This window comes from Streptomyces sp. NPDC107654, assembly GCF_055639035.1.
Map to the genome: position 1 here is coordinate 105,864 of NZ_JBVKBI010000018.1, position 16,149 is coordinate 122,012.

Annotated in this window: 12 protein-coding genes and 1 tRNA gene; 2 read left to right on the top strand and 11 right to left on the bottom strand. The window is 71.5% G+C overall.

What is annotated here, in order from left to right; genetic code table 11:
* Positions 1-333 precede the first annotated feature (333 nt).
* From ACZ7N4_RS27750 to ACZ7N4_RS27775, 6 genes are all read right to left on the bottom strand, one after another.
* On the bottom strand, positions 334-567 hold the full coding sequence (locus ACZ7N4_RS27750; protein ID WP_471362837.1) for a hypothetical protein: 234 nt from the start codon (positions 565-567) through the stop codon (positions 334-336).
* A 108-nt stretch (positions 568-675) separates the two neighbouring features.
* Positions 676-897, bottom strand: a complete 222-nt coding sequence (locus ACZ7N4_RS27755; RefSeq protein ID WP_471362840.1) for a hypothetical protein — start codon at positions 895-897, stop codon at positions 676-678.
* A 6-nt stretch (positions 898-903) separates the two neighbouring features.
* The gene (locus ACZ7N4_RS27760; protein WP_471362843.1) at positions 904-2,226 is read right to left on the bottom strand and encodes an AAA family ATPase; all 1,323 of its coding nucleotides are present in this window, start codon (positions 2,224-2,226) and stop codon (positions 904-906) included.
* The gene (locus ACZ7N4_RS27765) at positions 2,223-2,609 is read right to left on the bottom strand and encodes a hypothetical protein (RefSeq protein WP_471362846.1); all 387 of its coding nucleotides are present in this window, start codon (positions 2,607-2,609) and stop codon (positions 2,223-2,225) included. The genes ACZ7N4_RS27760 and ACZ7N4_RS27765 overlap by 4 nt, the downstream gene beginning before the upstream one ends.
* 274 nt (positions 2,610-2,883) lie before the next feature.
* Entirely contained in the window at positions 2,884-3,402 is a 519-nt protein-coding gene (locus tag ACZ7N4_RS27770; protein ID WP_471362848.1) for a DUF6907 domain-containing protein, read from the bottom strand.
* Positions 3,403-3,533: 131 nt separating this feature from the next.
* Positions 3,534-3,734, bottom strand: a complete 201-nt coding sequence (locus ACZ7N4_RS27775) for a helix-turn-helix domain-containing protein (protein ID WP_471362851.1) — start codon at positions 3,732-3,734, stop codon at positions 3,534-3,536.
* 153 nt (positions 3,735-3,887) lie between these two features.
* Here ACZ7N4_RS27775 and ACZ7N4_RS27780 point away from each other — a divergent pair, with 153 nt between their 5' ends.
* Both ACZ7N4_RS27780 and ACZ7N4_RS27785 read left to right on the top strand, forming a co-directional pair.
* Positions 3,888-4,568, top strand: a complete 681-nt coding sequence (locus ACZ7N4_RS27780) for a hypothetical protein (protein WP_471362854.1) — start codon at positions 3,888-3,890, stop codon at positions 4,566-4,568.
* The gene (locus ACZ7N4_RS27785) at positions 4,565-5,878 is read left to right on the top strand and encodes a tyrosine-type recombinase/integrase (RefSeq protein WP_471362857.1); all 1,314 of its coding nucleotides are present in this window, start codon (positions 4,565-4,567) and stop codon (positions 5,876-5,878) included. The genes ACZ7N4_RS27780 and ACZ7N4_RS27785 overlap by 4 nt, the downstream gene beginning before the upstream one ends.
* An 81-nt stretch (positions 5,879-5,959) precedes the next feature.
* Here the strand turns inward: ACZ7N4_RS27785 and ACZ7N4_RS27790 are convergent.
* The 5 genes from ACZ7N4_RS27790 to topA all read right to left on the bottom strand — a co-directional run bounded on the left by ACZ7N4_RS27790 (position 5,960) and on the right by topA (position 16,026).
* A tRNA-Thr gene (locus tag ACZ7N4_RS27790) sits at positions 5,960-6,036 on the bottom strand.
* A 108-nt stretch (positions 6,037-6,144) separates the two neighbouring features.
* Positions 6,145-7,800, bottom strand: a complete 1,656-nt coding sequence (locus ACZ7N4_RS27795; protein ID WP_471362859.1) for an alpha/beta hydrolase — start codon at positions 7,798-7,800, stop codon at positions 6,145-6,147.
* 166 nt (positions 7,801-7,966) lie between these two features.
* Positions 7,967-9,172: a DNA polymerase III subunit delta' gene (locus tag ACZ7N4_RS27800; protein WP_471362861.1), complete on the bottom strand. Its 1,206-nt coding sequence runs from the start codon at positions 9,170-9,172 to the stop codon at positions 7,967-7,969.
* Positions 9,173-9,522: 350 nt separating this feature from the next.
* Positions 9,523-12,843: a dTMP kinase gene (tmk, locus tag ACZ7N4_RS27805; RefSeq protein WP_471362864.1), complete on the bottom strand. Its 3,321-nt coding sequence runs from the start codon at positions 12,841-12,843 to the stop codon at positions 9,523-9,525.
* A gap of 345 nt (positions 12,844-13,188) precedes the next feature.
* A complete protein-coding gene (gene topA, locus ACZ7N4_RS27810) occupies positions 13,189-16,026 on the bottom strand; it encodes a type I DNA topoisomerase (RefSeq protein ID WP_471362867.1) in 2,838 nt (945 codons plus the stop codon).
* Positions 16,027-16,149: the final 123 nt, after the last annotated feature.

The window sequence follows — 16,149 nt, forward strand, 5'->3', positions numbered from 1 at the left end:
GCAGCCACGGCCGGCCTCGCGGGCAGGCCCTGGTCCCGCGCTGCGGGGGGATCGGTCCAGGCCTGCGGCCGTGGCGCTCGGGCGTGCCCAGATCCAGCGCGAACCAATACCGGCGCCACGCGGTGGTCAGGCTCATGTCGAGGACGGCCGCCGCCTCGCGGAAGCTATGGCCCTGACCGAGGACGAGTTGGACGACGGCCAGGCCCTGCGTGGCCTTGGTGCCGAAGTCGAGCCGGAGGTACGGATAGGGTCCTCCCCGTCGCGGGCCCCGGTGCCCCGTAGAAGGTGAAACGGGCTGGGGACCCACGGATTCGCTCACGGGGTGATCTCCGCTCACGGCCGGAAGGTGGCGGGAACGAAGGCGCGCAAGACGTCGGGCGCCGCGGGCAGGACGTTGTTCAGAACAGGACAGTTGTCGTCGTGGTGGACCGCGAGGTGCGTGATGCCGGCCGCGTCGGTGTGGACATCGACGGTCGCCGGGCAGTGGCCGCACTCATAGCCAGTGGCGACGGCCGCAGGGTCGAAGTCACCGACGAAGAAGTCGGTTCGATCAGGGGTGCTGGGCATTGGACTCTCCTTGCGGAAGGGGGGCGGTCTGGGTGCTGGGCTCGGCAACTGGCCAGCCTGCTCGTCGCTTCTCGGGCCGGTTGCGTTCGTTGCGGAACCAGGCAGCGATCAGTGCGGCCTGCTCCCAGCCGAGGCGCCGAGCGGCTCGATCTCCTTGTGCAGCGGGTGGCTGCCCGTCCAGCCGTAGACGTGACCTCGGAGGGCTGTGGCTACGTCTACGGCTCCGGCCCAGGTGAGTTGTCGGGTGAGTTCCTGGGCGAAGTGCTGGTACGTGTACGTGTCCTCGTTGCGCAGTCGCTCGGCTTGGCGGAGCCAGTAGCTGACGTCCACGACCGATCAACACCCGACGTGCCGATCGTTACCGCCTGACGCCCAGTCGGCATCGAGTGGGGTGTGACAGACGATGCAGACGTGCCCGGTGTCACCTACCTGCCCCCTCCTAAGAGAAGGGGAGGGGGCAGGCAGGTTTTCGGCACCCTGCCCCGACCCGCCCCCAGCCTGCCCGGGGCAGGTCTGATCTGCGGTTTCTTTGCCACCTGCCCCAGTTGGCGGGGCGGGTAGGCTCTCCTGAGCCGGGGGCAGGTCCGGGGGCAGGTCCTTCCCGCGCGCTTTCCTGATCCGGATGGCTTCCTCGATCTTCTCCTTGCGCGCCTGAATCCCGAGTTCCTTGCACTTCGCGGTGACGCGGTCTCGTCCCCAGCCGTAGGGCACCTGTGCCTTGTCCAGCTCACGCACGATCCATTCCGCCGTGCCGGGCTCTGGCCCGCGGTCGGGAAGGGCGTCGAGGGATTCCAGCACCAGAGACGTGACGGGCCGGCCGTCGGGCTTGAACTCTCCGTCGATGGAGACCTTCTTCAGCCCGAACTGGAACTCGTCGCTTTGGTCCTCGTCTTTCTGCTTGCCGGACTTCACCGTGAGCACGATGTTCGCGAGCTTGTCGCCCTTCTTGGACACGTGGAGCTCGGACTGCAGCGCGCCCTTGACTGCCGAGGCGCCGCGGCCGTGCTCGCCGACGTGCCCGGTGTGGTGGACGATGACGACGCAGGCGCCGGTCGCGGTCCGCAGCTGGTCCATGCGGTCGACAACCTGGCCCATTTCCTTGTTGGAGTTCTCCTCCACTCCGACTGTGACGCGGGCCTGGGTGTCGACCACGACCAGGAGAGGGCCGAGCTGTTGCAGGGCTGCTACGAGGACGTCCCACTCGGGGCTCATCGCCTGTACGGGGCGGGGCAGGAAGAGGACGTTGTCCATGCGGATGCCGTGGTGCTGCTCCCAGGCGCGCACCCGCTTCCGGATGCCCTGTTCGCCCTCGGCTACGAGATAGACGACGGTGCCCTGCTTGACGTACTGGCCGTGCCACTTCACGCCCGTGCCGATGCAGCCGCACATGTCGAGCAGGACGAAGGACTTGAACGATCCGGACGGTCCGACGGCCCGGCACAAGGTGTTCACCTGCAGTAGGTCGCCGAGCAGCGGCTCAAGCGGTGCGATCTTGTCGAGGTCGTTGGTGTCGAGGAACTCGCCGAGCATCGCCTTCACGCGCGCTCGGAAGTACTCCTCCGACGACATTGTCTCGGGATCAAGCCGTTGATCGTCGGGTGACGGCAGGCCGGTCAGCATACGTACGGTCGGATCGACAGGCTCACGGGCGGCGGTCACGCAGCTGCCTCCCCGCGGTGCAGGTCGACCTGTTCGCCGTCGATCAGGTGTCGGTACCAGCCCGGACGTCCCGGGATCGCGATGGCCGGCCACCCTGCGGATGCCTCCACGGGCCGCGGCGGCAGCGGTTCGGCGAGGGCGTTGAGTTCGGCGATCGTCGGCCGGGTGGCCAGCGGGGGCCGGCCGCGAGCTGCGTCGCGGAACCAGGTCATCAGTTCTTCCTCGTCCCCGAACCGTCGCCAGGATTCAGCGGCGGTGATGATTGCGACGGCCCTGCGGGGGTCGTCGGCAGGCAGTCGGCGCCACTCGTTGGAGCCGTACTTGGGTGGGGCGTCCATGCCGTCGATGAGCTGGGTCACCGCGGCTGACGCCCACAGCGACATCGGGTCTGTGTCAGTCGAGCCCGCTGCGCTGCTGATGCCGCGGTTGGGCGTCGCGGTCTTCTGCGCAGGGCCCCGAGTCTCCGGTGCCCTGTTGTGTTGGATCACTGTCATGCCGTCTTTCGCGAGGGCTCGGCCGGTGCGGGTTGGCTTCGTCTCTCCCTGGTGGGAGCGGCCTCGCGGGGTGGTCAGGGGCTTGCCTTGCTCAAGGGCGGGATGCCGTGGCCCCGCCCGGCCACGAGCGGCGGGCGGGGCGCACGACGGTAGGGACGGGTTGTCACCCGTGGGCCTGCGTCTGCGACGCACCGGGGCGGTCGTCGGCGGCGACCTGCTCGGCGAGGTCGACCACGGCCGCCAGGCGGGCGGTGAAGGCCCGCAGCGAGTCCAGCGCCTTACGCGCCTGGGCCGGGGAGACCTCGGCCAGGTGCACGCCGTAGCCGAGCCAGATCTGCGTCTGCCGGCCGTGGGGGTCGTCCTGCTCGTCGTGGACGATGACCTGAGCCGTCATCCACGGCAGACCCTCACCGTTCTCGGAGTAGCCGCTGCTGTCCATCTCGGCGGCGAGCAGGCTGGTCTCGATGGGCGCGGTGCTGTGGCATTCCAGGGCCAGCGGCTCGCCGTGGGGGACGACGCAGAAGGTCGGGCAGCCCCACCGGTTGATCCACTCGGGGCCGCGCTGGGCGGCGGTGAGGGGGCGGGCGGTCTCGGAGCGGTCGCGCGGCTGCTCGGGGATGTGCGGCAGGGTGCGGCCGGTCGGCGTGAAGTCGATGGGCGGGACGCTCAGGTGCTGTGTCATTCTGGTCTCACGTCCGTCTCTGTCGGGGCCCCGGTCTGCTTGGTAGGTGAGCCGGGGCTTCGGCTTGTCTGGGGTGGATGGGCCCCTGTCGCGCTGGTGCTGGAACACCGGCGGTCTGGCGGGGGCCGCTTCTACGCGACGTCGGCGGCCGCGCCGTTCTGCTCGGCGTCGAGGCGGCGGACGTATTCCTGCAGCGCCTCCGCCGGCACCCTCCGTGCCCGGCCGATCTTGACGCTCCGCAGCTCACCGGTCTTGATAAGCGCCTTGGCCGTCGTGATGCCGACCCCGAGCTGCTCGGCAACCTCATGCGTCGGGTACAGGATTCGAGACATGCGATATCCTGAGTAGGTGGCGGCGCGTACCTGTCGCCGCTTGCTCATTTCGAGCCTAAGGGGTCGCTGACGGTCGCGCAAGTACATGGAGACACTTACTCACGCGCGTGGCTCCACTTGCTCACGAAGTGGCGCGCTGCCATGCTCGGGGGCATGGGTCTCGCGATTGATCAGTGGAACGTGGACGTGCGTCCATGGGGCTGGCTACGCCTTCGGGAGCAGTCAGGGGGCGGCCCCTCGGTGTTCCTGCACTACCAACTGGCCGGCCCGGAGAGGCAAGAGCGCCCCGAGCTGCAGTCAGTCGTCATGCGCAGCGGCGACGAGGAAGCCCTGAGCGGCCGCATCTGGCGGCGCATCCCGCTGTCCCAGATCGAGGAAGCGTTGACCTCGTGGCTGGTGCAGATGCCGTTCAACGCCCCCAACGAGAACGTGGCCCTGAACGCCATGCAGGCCCGCGAGTCGTTCATGGAAGGCTCGGACCTCTCGGACATCCAAGCGCCGTCGCTGGACGTGCTGGACGACTACTTCGAGGCCACCGAGGACATCGCCACGATGTTCTTCAAGCCCATCCCGAGCGGCTCGCTCATCAGCGACGGGACCGAAGGACTGCCGTCCGGCAAGATTCCGCAGATCAAACCGCCGACAGGGCGGCTGACTGACGACTTCCTCGGCGACGTCGCAGACGCATACCGCTGGTTCACCGACGCCAAGAAGGCGCCAGCCCCGGCGATCTCAGAGATGTCCGGGGTGCCCGTTCGCACAGTGCACCGATGGATCTACGAAGCGCGGAAGCGGGGCATCCTGCCGCCCGCACGCGCGGGGAGGGCGGGATGAGCGGACGTCGCAGCAACGGAGAGAGCAGCGTCTACTTCTCCGAGTCCGACGGGAAGTGGCACGGCTGGGTCACGGTCGGGGTCAAGCCGAACGGAGCCCCGGACCGCCGGCACCGTATGGGCACAGATGAGGCCGTCGTGCGCGCCAAGGTGCGCCAGCTGGAGCGCGAGCGCGACGCGGGCAAGACGAAGAAGGCCGGCCGACCGCCGACCATCGAGCAATGGCTCACCACCTGGATGGACACGGCCTGCGCGCGCAAGGTGGCCGACGGGACGATGAGCCCGCGGACCCTGGACGACTACCGGTCTAAGTGCAGGCTGTACCTGTTCCCTGGCATCGGGAAGCACCGCGTCGACAAGCTCGCAGCCGAGCACCTGGACGCCCTGTACCTAAGCCTGATCAAGCAGGGACTGGCGTCCGGCACCGTGCTCAAGACGCACCGGATTCTCGCCCGAGCGCTGAAGGTGGCCATGCAGCGGGACATCGTGGCGCGGAACGTCGCCACCCTCGTCGAGCCCCCGCAGGCCGCCGAGGAGGAGATCGAGCCCTTCACCCAGGCGGAAGCGCGTGCGCTGCTCGCCGAGGCCGCCGAGCGCCGCAACGGCGCCCGCTGGTCGGTGGCGCTCGCCCTGGGGCTGAGGCAGGGCGAGGCGCTCGGGCTGCGCTGGAAGTACATCGACCTGGAAAACGGCGTCGCCAAGGTCTGGTGGCAGCTGCAGCGCCTCACCTGGCAGCACGGCTGCGACGACCCGCACGCCTGCGGCGCTGGCCACCACCGCAAGGCATGCCGGAAGAACTGCACCGCCCACAAGAACTACAAGCGCGGCTGCCCAAAGCCCTGCCCGAAGGGCTGCACCGACCATGCGAAGGCCTGCCCGCAGCGCACGGGCGGCGGCCTGGTGTTCCGGGAGCCCAAGGGGAAGAACAAGCGCTTGGCGCCCATCCCGCCGCCGCTCATCCCGCTGCTGAAGGCGCACCGCAAGGACCAGCTGCGCGAGCGCCTGGCGGCCGGCGAGCTGTGGGAGGAGCACGACCTGGTGTTCTGTCAGCCCAACGGCAAGCCGATCGACCCGCGCATGGACTGGGAGGAGTTCAAAGACATCCTCACCGCTGCAGGCCTGCGGGACGCGCGGGTGCACGACAACCGCCACACGGCTGGCACCCTGCTGATCGAGGCGGGCGTCTCGCCCCGCGTCGTGATGGAGATCCTCGGGCACAGCTCCATGCGGATGATGACCCGCTACACGCACGTCGCCTCGGTCCTCGCGAACGATGCGGCGAAGCGGATGGGGACCGCGCTATGGGGGTGAACAAGCGTTCTATCGCAACTAGCACTGCAACTAGGCCGAAAGCAGACCAGCGGCTTCCCGAAGGAAACCGCTGGTCAGAGGTGGAGCCGCTTTCGGGATTCGAACCCGAGACCTACGCATTACGAGTGCGTTGCTCTGGCCATCTGAGCTAAAGCGGCGCGCTGCCTGCACCATGGTGCGATCGGCAACGTCGGTAAGTCTACACAGTTTCCGGGGGTGCTCAGAACCGGCCCCGGAGCAGGGGGCTCCGGGGCCGGGGGGACGGGTTATGAGCAGCGCTTTCCGGGGGGTGGCGGGGTGCCGTGGAGGAGGTAGGTGTCGATCGCGGTGTCGATGCAGGCGCTGCCCCGGCCGTATGCCGTGTGGCCGTCGCCGTCGTAGGTCAGGAGGCGGCCGGAGGAGAGCTGGGCGGCCAGGGAGCGGGCCCAGCGGTACGGTGTCGCGGGGTCGCGGACCGTGCCGACCACCACGATCGGTGCCGCGCCCTTCGCCTCGATGCGGTGCGGTTCACCCGTCGCCCGCACCGGCCAGTACGCGCAGGTCAGCGTGGCCCAGGCCAGGCCAGGGCCGAAGACCGGGGACGCCTTCTCGAACTCGGGGAGGGCCTTTTGGACGTTCTCGGGGCCGGTGAAGGCCGGCGGCAGGTCCAGGCAGTTCACGGCGGCGTTGGCCATCATCAGATTGCTGTAGCGGCCGTCCCCGTCCCGTTCGTAGTAGCTGTCGGAGAGGGCCAGCAGACCGGCGCCGTCGTTCTCGTTCATCGCCGAGGCCAGCGCCTCGCGCAGCTGCTCCCACGATGCCTCGTCGTACATCGACGCGATCACCCCGGTCGTGGCCAGCGCCTCCCCCAGCTCGCGGCCGTCCGGGTCGCCCGCCGGGACGGGGTGGGCGTCCAGCTTGTGGAAGAACGCCTCCAGATGTGCGCCGACCTGCGCGGGCGTCGTCCCCCTCCCGCCGAGCGGGCAGTCGGAGTGCCGCACGCAGTCCTTCGCGAAGGCCCGGAACGCCGTCTCGAAGCCCGCCGTCTGGTCCAGGTTCAGCCTGCGTGCGTCCAGGGACGGATCCATCGCCCCGTCCAGCACCATCCGGCCGACCCGCCCGGGGAACAGTCCGGCGTACGTCGCCCCGAGGAACGTGCCGTACGACGCCCCGACGTAGTTCAGCTTCCGGTCGCCGAGCACCGCCCGCAGGAGGTCCATGTCGCGTGCCGCCTCGACGGTGGAGACGTGCCGCAACAGCCGCGCCGAGCGGGCCCCGCAGCTCTCCGCGAACTTCCGGTCGGCCGCGACCAGCGCGTCCCGCTCCTTCTGGTCGTCGGGGGTCTGGTCCGTCTCCGTGTACGCGTCCATCTGCCGTCCGCTGAGGCATTCGACGGGCTCGCTGCGGGCGACGCCCCTGGGGTCCATCGCCACCATGTCGTAGCGTGCGCGGACCTCCTGCGGGTAGCCGACGCCGGCGTACTGCTGGAGGTACTGGACCGCCGAACCGCCCGGGCCGCCCGGGTTGACCAGCAGTGAGCCGAGCGGCTCGCCCTTGCCGGTGGCCTTCTTGCGGGCCACGGCGAGCCGGATGTCCCCCGCGTCGGGCTTGTCGTAGTCCAGTGGGGCCTTCATCGTCGCGCACTGGAATCCGGGGGCACCGCAGTCCCGCCACCGCAGCCGCTGGGCGTAGTACGACGTCAGCACCGACGGCGTCGAACGCGGCAGCGCGGCGAGCGCCGCCTCCACGGTCCCGCCCGCCGATGCGGTCGATGCCCCGGGGGAACACGCCGACACCAGCAGGGCGGCGGCCGCGAGGAAGCCGGTCGTCAGGCGGATCGCCGGCCGGGGCAGGGCAGGGATGCCGGTGGCGGTGCCGGCGCCGGTTCGGGTGCGGGTGCTGCGGTGCCGACGGGGCGGGCGGGGGGTTGGCCTGGTCTGCATCGCACGAGCGTAACGCTGAGCGATGCGGCGAGTGCGGTGCGTGGTGTTTATGGCTCTTACGGAGGATGCGGGAGGGTGCGGTGCCTGCGTCGCCCGTACGAGGGAAGGGGCTGACGCGCGGCGGAAGGGGCGGGGCGGTGACGCGCGGCGATGGGGGCAGGCCGCCTCACCCCGCTCGCAGGGCCATCGTCATCGCCTCCACCGCCAGCAGCGGCGCCACATTCCGGTCCAGGGCCTCGCGGCACGCGGCGATCGACTCGATGCGGCGCAGCGTGGACTCCGGGGGGCTGGCACGGGCCAGCCTCTCCAGGGCGTCCTCGGCGTCGGCGTTCGCGATCGCGACGCGCGTGCCGAGTTGCAGGGCGAGGACGTCGCGGTAGAAGGCCGTGAGGTCGCCGAGAGCGATGTCCAGGCTGTCGCGCTGCGTACGGGTCCTCCGGCGCTTCTGCATGTCCTCCAGGTCTTTCATCACCCCCGCCGTGCCGCGTGGCATCCGGCCGCCCTGGGCCGCGCCGAGCGCCGCCTTCAGCTCCTCGGTCTCCTTGCCGTCCATCTCCTCGGCGAGCTGCTTGGCATCCTCGGCAGCCGCGTCGACCAGTTCCTGGGCGGCCCTGAGGCAGGCACCGACCTCGTCCAGCCGCAGCGGCAGCTTCAGCACGGCGGCACGGCGCTCGCGGGCCGCCGGGTCGGTGGCCAGGCGGCGCGCCCGGTCGACGTGGCCCTGGGTGGCGCGGGCGACCGAGGCGGCGACCTCTGGCTCGATGCCGTCACGCCGTACGAGCATGTCGGCGACCGCCTCGACGGACGGGGTGCGCAGGTTCAGGTGACGGCAGCGGGAGCGGATGGTCGGCAGGACGTCCTCGATGGAGGGGGCGCACAGCAGCCAGACCGTACGGGGAGCGGGCTCCTCCACCGCCTTGAGAACGGCGTTGGCCGACTTCTCGTTCAGCCGCTCGGCGTCCTCGACCAGGATGATCTGCCAGCGGCCGTTCGCCGGGGCGGTGAACGACTTACGCACCGTGTCCCGCATGTCCTTGACCAGGATCTCGGCGCCGACCGCGGCGACCGTCGTGACGTCCGCGTGGGTGCCGAGCAACGCGGTGTGGCAGGCGTCGCAGAAGCCGCAGCCGGGGGTGCCGCCGAGGGCACGGTCGGGGCTCACGCACTGCAGGGCGGCGGCGAAGGCCCGCGCCGCCTGGTTCCGGCCCGCGCCGGGCGGGCCCGTGAACAGCCACGCGTGCGTCATCTTCGACGCCTCGGGCGGCGGTTCGTCCGCGGCAGCGGCCGTCACGAGGGCGTCGGCGTCCCGCGCGGCGGCGTCGAGCACCGCGCTCACCTTCTCCTGCCCGACGAGGTCGTCCCACACGCTCACGGGTCACGCCGCCCTTCCGTCACACTCCGCCTCACGGAATCCATTGTGAGGGTGGGCACTGACAACGGGGGGCCGTCGTGGGGGGTGAGGGGGCCGGAGGTGACGAAGCCGACGCTGGGGGCGCGGGCACGCGCCCGGGCACCGCAGGCAACGGCGGGCCGCCGGTCGTCGCCGGTGCCCTGGAGCACCGGCTCGCCGGACTCCCGGAGCACCGGACTCCCGGAGCACCGGCGCGCGGCAAATCCCTACGCGCCGGCCCGCACCGGTGCCCGCAAGCACCGGTGCCCGTCTTCGTCAGCGCCCGGAACACCCGGCCGCTCCCGCCCCCTCCTCCGGAAGGCGCGCGCCGGTCAGCCTCGGCGGCCCCGGCCGCGGCCGTTGCGGCCCTGTTCCTCGCCGTCGGGCTGGTCGCCGTACTGCCCCTCGTCGTACGAGCCCAGCAGCTCGTCGGCCAGTGTGGGCAGGTCGTCCAGGGGGGTTTCCTCGGCCCAGTCGGAGCGCGGTCGGCTGCGCGGGGTGCCGTCGGCGTCGATCCGGGGCATCTCACGCGTGCGGGGCTCGGAACCGTCGGGGCCCGGGGCGGGCCGCTCGTCGCGGAAGAAGCCGGGCGGTACCCGGTCCACCGGGATGTCGCTCCGTACGGGCGGCAGGACGGCGGTCTCGTCGGCCGCGCCCGGGGCCACCGAGGGCAGCTCGGCCGTCTCGTCGGCGGACACCCGCGGCAGCACGGCCGTCTCGTCCACCGCGCCCGCCGGTACCGGCGGTACCTGCGGCAGTACGGCGGTCTCGTCGGCCGCCCCGGAAGGTGCCGGGGGCTGCGGCAGCTCGGCGGTTACCTCGGATTCGGCAGGACCGTCGCGCTCCTCGCGCACCGGCCGCAGCACCGTCGTGTCGTCGTCCGTGCCCCGCGTGTCCGTGCCGCGCGCGGCCGCCTCCGGCGACACCACCGGTGTGGGGGCCGTCGCCGCGTCGGGGACCACGCCCGGTGCCCCGGACAGCGGAGCGCTGGGCCTGCGGGCCGCGGCGTCGGCGGCCGCAGCGGCCGCGGCGGCCTGCCGACGGGCCTCCTCCGCGCGCAGCAGCGCCTCCTCGGCCTTGCGCTGCGCCTCCAGACGCCGGGCCTCCTCCTCGGCGCGCAACCGCGCCTGGCGGGCCTCCTCCTCGGCGCGCAGCCGGGCCTCCTCCTCGGCCTGCTTGCGGCGTCGCTCCTCCTCGGCCCTGCGGCGTGCCTCCTCCTCGGCGCGTGCCTTCTCCTCGGCGAGCAGCCGCTGCCGCTCCTCCTCCGCGCGCCGACGCGCTTCCTCGGCCCGCTGCCGGGCCTCCTCCGCCTGCCGTTCGGCCTCGCGCCGCTGCGCCTCCTCCAGCTCGCGGCGCTTGCGCTCCTCCTCCTCGGCGCGCAGCTTGGCGAGCTGCTCCTGCCGCTCGCGCTCCAGGCGCTCCTCCTCGGCCTTGCGGGCGGCCTCTTCCTCGGCCTTGCGGCGGGCCTCCTCCTCGGCCTTGCGGCGGGCTTCCTCCTGGGCCTTGATCTCGGCCTCGGAGAGCGGCAGCACGGTGTCCAGGCGGTGCCGGATCACGGTGGTGACGGCCTCGGGCTCCTGCCCGGCGTCCACGACCAGGTAGCGGCCCGGGTCGGAGGCGGCGAGCGTGAGGAAACCGGCCCGCACGCGCGCGTGGAACTCGGCCGGCTCCGACTCCAGCCGGTCCGGCGCCTCGGTGAACCGCTCGCGGGCGGTCTCCGGGGGGACGTCCAGCAGGACGGTGAGGTGGGGGACGAGCCCGTTGGTGGCCCAGCGGTTGATGCGGGCGATCTCGGTCGGGGACAGGTCGCGGCCGGCGCCCTGGTAGGCGACGGAGGAGTCGATGTACCGGTCGGAGATCACCACGGCGCCGCGCTCCAGGGCGGGGCGTACGACCGTGTCGACGTGCTCGGCGCGGTCGGCGGCGTACAGCAGCGCCTCCGCGCGGTGCGACAGACCCGCCGAGGAGACGTCCAGCAGGATCGAGCGGAGCCGCTTGCCCACCGGGGTGGCGCCGGGCTCGCGGGTGAGCACGACCTCGTGGCCCTTGCCGCGGATCCACTCGGCGAGGGCCTCGGCCTGCGTGGACTTGCCGGCGCCGTCGCCGCCCTCCAGGGCGATGAAGAAGCCGGTGGCCGCCGGGGCGGTGACCGGGTCGTCGCCGCCGAGCAGGGCGTCCTTGAGGTCCTGGCGCAGCGGTACGCCGGAACGGTCGTCGACCTTGGCGAGCACCAGCGCGGCCACCGGCAGCAGCAGCGCGCCGACCAGCATGAGGGTGAAGGCGGCACCGCCGTGCGCGAAGACGAACCGGCCGTTCTCCAGCCGGTGCGGGCCGATCAGCGCGGCGACCAGGGGCGCGATCAGGGCGCCGAGCGCTATGAAGACGCGGACCACCGCGTGCAGGTGCTCGGTGGTGCGCGCCCGGCGGTAGTCCTCGGTCTCCTGGTCGAGCAGGGTGTGCCCGGTGTTGGCGGCCACGCCCGCGGCGGCACCGGCCAGCGTGACGATCAGCAGGACCGTGGTGACGTCCGGGACCAGCCCGGCTGCCAGCAGCGCGATGCCGGTGACGGCGATCGCCAGGGCCAGGAGGCGGCGGCGGGAGAGCGAGGGCAGCAGCGCGGGGGCGGTACGGACGCCGACGGCGACACCGCCGGTCAGGCCCAGCACCAGCAGGCCGTAGAGCACCGGGCCGCCGCCGAGGTCCTTGGCGTGCAGCACGCACACCGAGACGGCCGCGGCGATCGCGCCGGCGACTCCGGCGCAGGCCGGGACGAGCAGCGGGATGGCGCCCGTACGACCCTTGTCGACGCCGGTTCCGGTACGCGGCCGGCGCAGGCCCTCCAGCGGGGACCGCGCGCGCGGGGTGCGCGTGTCGGGCAGCTCCAGGTAGGTCAGCACGGACAGCGAGGCGGCGAACAGGCCCGCCGCCACATACGACCCGAGGGCCGCCTGGTGCTGGTCGAACCAGGCCATGCCCGTGCCCAGCAGGTTGTTCAGCAGGGCGGCGACGACCAGTGCGGCGGCTGCCAGCGGCACCGCCAGGAAGGTCGTCCGCAGCGACAGGCGGCGCAGCGCGTCCAGGTGGTCCGGCAGCGGTCGTACCGTCGCGCCCTCCGGAGGCGGCCCCGGCAGCAGGGCGGGGGCGGCACTCTCCCGGCACACGGTCCACAGCCGCTCGGCGACGCCGGTGACGAAGGCGGTGACCAGCAGGACGGCGAGCGCGTTGTGCTGCGTCCAGTCGATCCACAGGGGCGCGACGATCAGCAGGGCGGCTCGCACGCCGTCGGCGCCGACCATGGTCCAGCGGCGGTCGAGGGGGCCCTCCTGGGCGGTGAGCGAGGTCAGCGGGCCGAGGAGGACGGCGCCGAAGAGCAACGCGGCGAGGACGCGGGCCGCGAAGACGGTCGCCACTGCGAACGCCACGCCCCGGTATCCACCGCCGAACGCCCCCTCCGCTATGGCCGCCTGGAGGACCAGGAGGACCAGCACGAGGAGGGACAGGGTGTCACCGACACCGCTCACCAGCTGCGCGCTCCACAGGCGCCTCAACTGCGGTCGGCGCAGCAGGGAACGGACGGCGCGCTCGCGGGAGTCCGCGACCAGGGCGTCGTCCGGTGCTGTGGTGTGGGCCGTTGGCTGCTCGGCTCGCGTCATGCGTTCAGCCTATCCGCAGCCACTGACACCACACCTCGCGTGTCCGGCCGTCCGCCCGCCCCGGCGCCGGGCGACGCCGCCGGCGCGTTCGTTCGGCGGCCCCGGGAAGACACCCACCGAGCTTGAGAGGAGACCGACGGGCTGGTGGCAGGCCGGCAGCCCGTCGGCGGCGCAACGGGTTCGGTGGGAGGACCGGCGGCTCAGCGGGAACGCCTCAGCGACTCGGTGACGAAGTCCGCGGCCCGGTGAGGAGTTGCATCGGGCCCGCCCTCGGTCCCCCGCGCCGGCCTCGCCGTCAGTCCCCGCGCCGGGGCCCCGTGTCAGGCCCCCGCGCGGGTTCCTCCGTCAGTCCTCCGCGCCGGAAGCCGCCGTCTTGGAAGCCGTCGCCTTCTTCGCGGTGGTCTTCTTCGCCGTCGTCTTCTTCGCGGCAGCGGTCGTCGTCTTCTTCGCTGCCGTCTTCTTGGCGGCCGTCTTCTTCGCCGGGGCGGTCTTCTTCGCCGCCGCCTTCTTCGCGGTCTTCTTGGCCGGAGCCTTCGCTCGCTTCTCGGCGAGCAGCTCGTAGCCACGCTCCGGAGTGATCGTTTCGACACTGTCGTCGGAGCGGAGGGTCGCGTTCGTCTCGCCGTCGGTGACGTACGGGCCGAAGCGGCCGTCCTTGACCACGACCGGCTTGCCGGAGACCGGGTCCTCGCCCAGCTCCTTCAGCGGCGGCTTGGCGGCGGCCCGGCCACGCTGCTTCGGCTGGGCGTAGATCGCCTGTGCCTCCTCCAGCGTGATCGTGAAGAGCTGGTCCTCGGACTGCAGCGAGCGCGAGTCCGTGCCCTTCTTCAGATAGGGGCCGTACCGGCCGTTCTGCGCGGTGATCTCCACGCCGTCGGCGTCGGTGCCGACCACCCGCGGCAGCGACATCAGCTTCAGCGCGTCGTCGAGCGTCACCGTGTCGAGTGACATCGACTTGAAGAGCGATGCCGTCCGCGGCTTGACCGCGTTCTTGCCGGTCTTCGGGGTGCCCTCGGGGAGGATCTCGGTGACGTACGGGCCGTAGCGGCCGTCCTTGGCGACGATCGTGTGGCCGGTGGCCGGGTCGGCGCCCAGCTCGAAGTCGCCGCTGGGCTTGGCCAGCAGCTCCTCGGCCAGCTCGACGGTCAGCTCGTCCGGCGCCAGATCGGCCGGGATGTCGGCGCGCTGGTGCTGCTCGGTGTCCTTCTCGCCGCGCTCGATGTACGGGCCGTAGCGGCCGACCCGCAGCACGATGTCGTTTCCGACCGGGAACGAGGACACCTCGCGCGCGTCGATCGCGCCCAGGTCGGTCACCAGCTCCTTGAGACCGCCGAGGTGGTCTCCGTCGCCGTTGCCCGCCTCGGCCGCGCTGCCGACGCCGTCGTGGCCCTCGCCGAAGTAGAACCGCTTCAGCCACGGCACGGCCTGGGCCTCGCCCGCGGCGATGCGGTCGAGGTCGTCCTCCATCTTGGCGGTGAAGTCGTAGTCGACGAGCCGCCCGAAGTGCTTCTCCAGGAGGTTGACCACGGCGAAGGACAGGAAGGACGGCACGAGGGCCGTGCCCTTCTTGAAGACGTAGCCGCGGTCCAGGATCGTGCCGATGATCGACGCGTACGTCGACGGGCGGCCGATCTCGCGCTCTTCCAGCTCCTTGACCAGGCTGGCCTCGGTGTAACGGGCCGGTGGCTTGGTGGCGTGGCCGTCGACCGTGATCTCCTCGGCGGACAGCGCGTCGCCCTCGGTGACCTGGGGCAGCCGGCGCTCACGGTCGTCCAGTTCGGCGTTCGGGTCGTCGGCACCCTCGACGTAGGCCTTGAGGAAGCCGTGGAAGGTGATCGTCTTGCCGGAGGCGCTGAACTCGACGTCGCGGCCGTCGGCGGCCGCACCGCCGATCTTCACCGTCACGCTGTTGCCGGTCGCGTCCTTCATCTGGGAGGCGACGGTCCGCTTCCAGATCAGTTCGTACAGCTTGAACTGGTCGCCGGTCAGGCCGGTCTCCGCGGGGGTGCGGAAACGATCGCCCGAGGGGCGGATCGCCTCGTGGGCCTCCTGCGCGTTCTTGACCTTGGCGGCGTAGGTGCGCGGCTGCGGCGGCAGGTAGTCGGCGCCGTACAGCTGCGTGACCTGGGCGCGGGCCGCGGAGACCGCGGTGTCGCTCAGGGTCGTGGAGTCCGTACGCATGTACGTGATGTAGCCGTTCTCGTACAGCTTCTGGGCGATCTGCATCGTCGCCTTCGCGCCGAAACCGAGCTTGCGGCTGGCCTCCTGCTGCAGCGTCGTCGTACGGAACGGGGCGTACGGCGAGCGGCGGTACGGCTTGGACTCGACGGACCGCACGGAGAAGCGGGTGTTCTCCAGGGCGGCGGCGAGAGCGCGGGCGGTCGCCTCGTCGAGGTGGAAGGTGTTCGCGCTCTTGAGTTGTCCGAGGGAGTCGAAGTCGCGGCCCTGCGCGACCCGCCTGCCGTCGACGGTCTGCAGGCGGGCGACCAGCGACGACGGGTCCGACGGGTCTCCCGCGCGGCCGGTCGCGAAGGTGCCCGTCAGGTCCCAGTACTCAGCAGAACGAAACGCCATGCGCTCGCGTTCCCGCTCCACCACGAGTCGTGTGGCGACGGACTGCACGCGGCCGGCCGACAGCCGGGGCATGACCTTCTTCCACAGCACCGGGGAGACCTCGTAGCCGTAGAGGCGGTCGAGGATGCGGCGGGTCTCCTGGGCGTCGACCAGCTTCTGGTTGAGCTGGCGCGGGTTGGCGACGGCCGCGCGGATCGCGTCCTTGGTGATCTCGTGGAACACCATGCGCTTGACCGGGATCTTCGGCTTGAGGACCTCCTGGAGGTGCCAGGCGATCGCCTCGCCCTCCCGGTCCTCATCGGTGGCGAGGAAGAGCTCGTCGGACTCCTTCAGGAGATCCTTGAGCTTCTTGACCTGGGCCTTCTTATCGGCGTTGACCACATAGATCGGCTGGAAGTCATGGTCGACGTCCACACCGAGGCGACGGACTTCACCGGTGTACTTCTCGGGCACCTCCGCGGCGCCGTTGGGAAGGTCGCGGATGTGCCCGACGCTCGCCTCGACGATGTAGCCGGGGCCGAGGTAGCCCTTGATCGTCTTCGCCTTGGCAGGCGACTCGACGATGACGAGTCGGCGACCGCCCTGTGCGGTCTCGCTGGTCGGGGACAACTTGGCTCTTCTCTCCGGTCGACGCTGGGGCCTCCCCAGGCCTTGGTCCCGGGGTCGCGGCGTACTGCTGGCTCGTGTGACGCTGCGGAGTGTGACGCTACATCCCGCCCCCGTGTCAAACGG

Excerpts from the sequence above, each read along its gene's own strand:
- ACZ7N4_RS27750 (WP_471362837.1), bottom strand. The coding sequence starts at position 567 with ATGCCCAGCACCCCTGATCGAACCGACTTCTTCGTCGGTGACTTCGAC.
- ACZ7N4_RS27765 (WP_471362846.1), bottom strand. The coding sequence starts at position 2,609 with ATGTCGCTGTGGGCGTCAGCCGCGGTGACCCAGCTCATCGACGGCATG.
- ACZ7N4_RS27770 (WP_471362848.1), bottom strand. The coding sequence starts at position 3,402 with ATGACACAGCACCTGAGCGTCCCGCCCATCGACTTCACGCCGACCGGC.
- ACZ7N4_RS27775 (WP_471362851.1), bottom strand. The coding sequence starts at position 3,734 with ATGTCTCGAATCCTGTACCCGACGCATGAGGTTGCCGAGCAGCTCGGG.
- ACZ7N4_RS27780 (WP_471362854.1), top strand. The coding sequence starts at position 3,888 with ATGGGTCTCGCGATTGATCAGTGGAACGTGGACGTGCGTCCATGGGGC.
- ACZ7N4_RS27785 (WP_471362857.1), top strand. The coding sequence starts at position 4,565 with ATGAGCGGACGTCGCAGCAACGGAGAGAGCAGCGTCTACTTCTCCGAG.
- ACZ7N4_RS27795 (WP_471362859.1), bottom strand. The coding sequence starts at position 7,800 with ATGCAGACCAGGCCAACCCCCCGCCCGCCCCGTCGGCACCGCAGCACC.
- tmk (WP_471362864.1), bottom strand. The coding sequence starts at position 12,843 with ATGACGCGAGCCGAGCAGCCAACGGCCCACACCACAGCACCGGACGAC.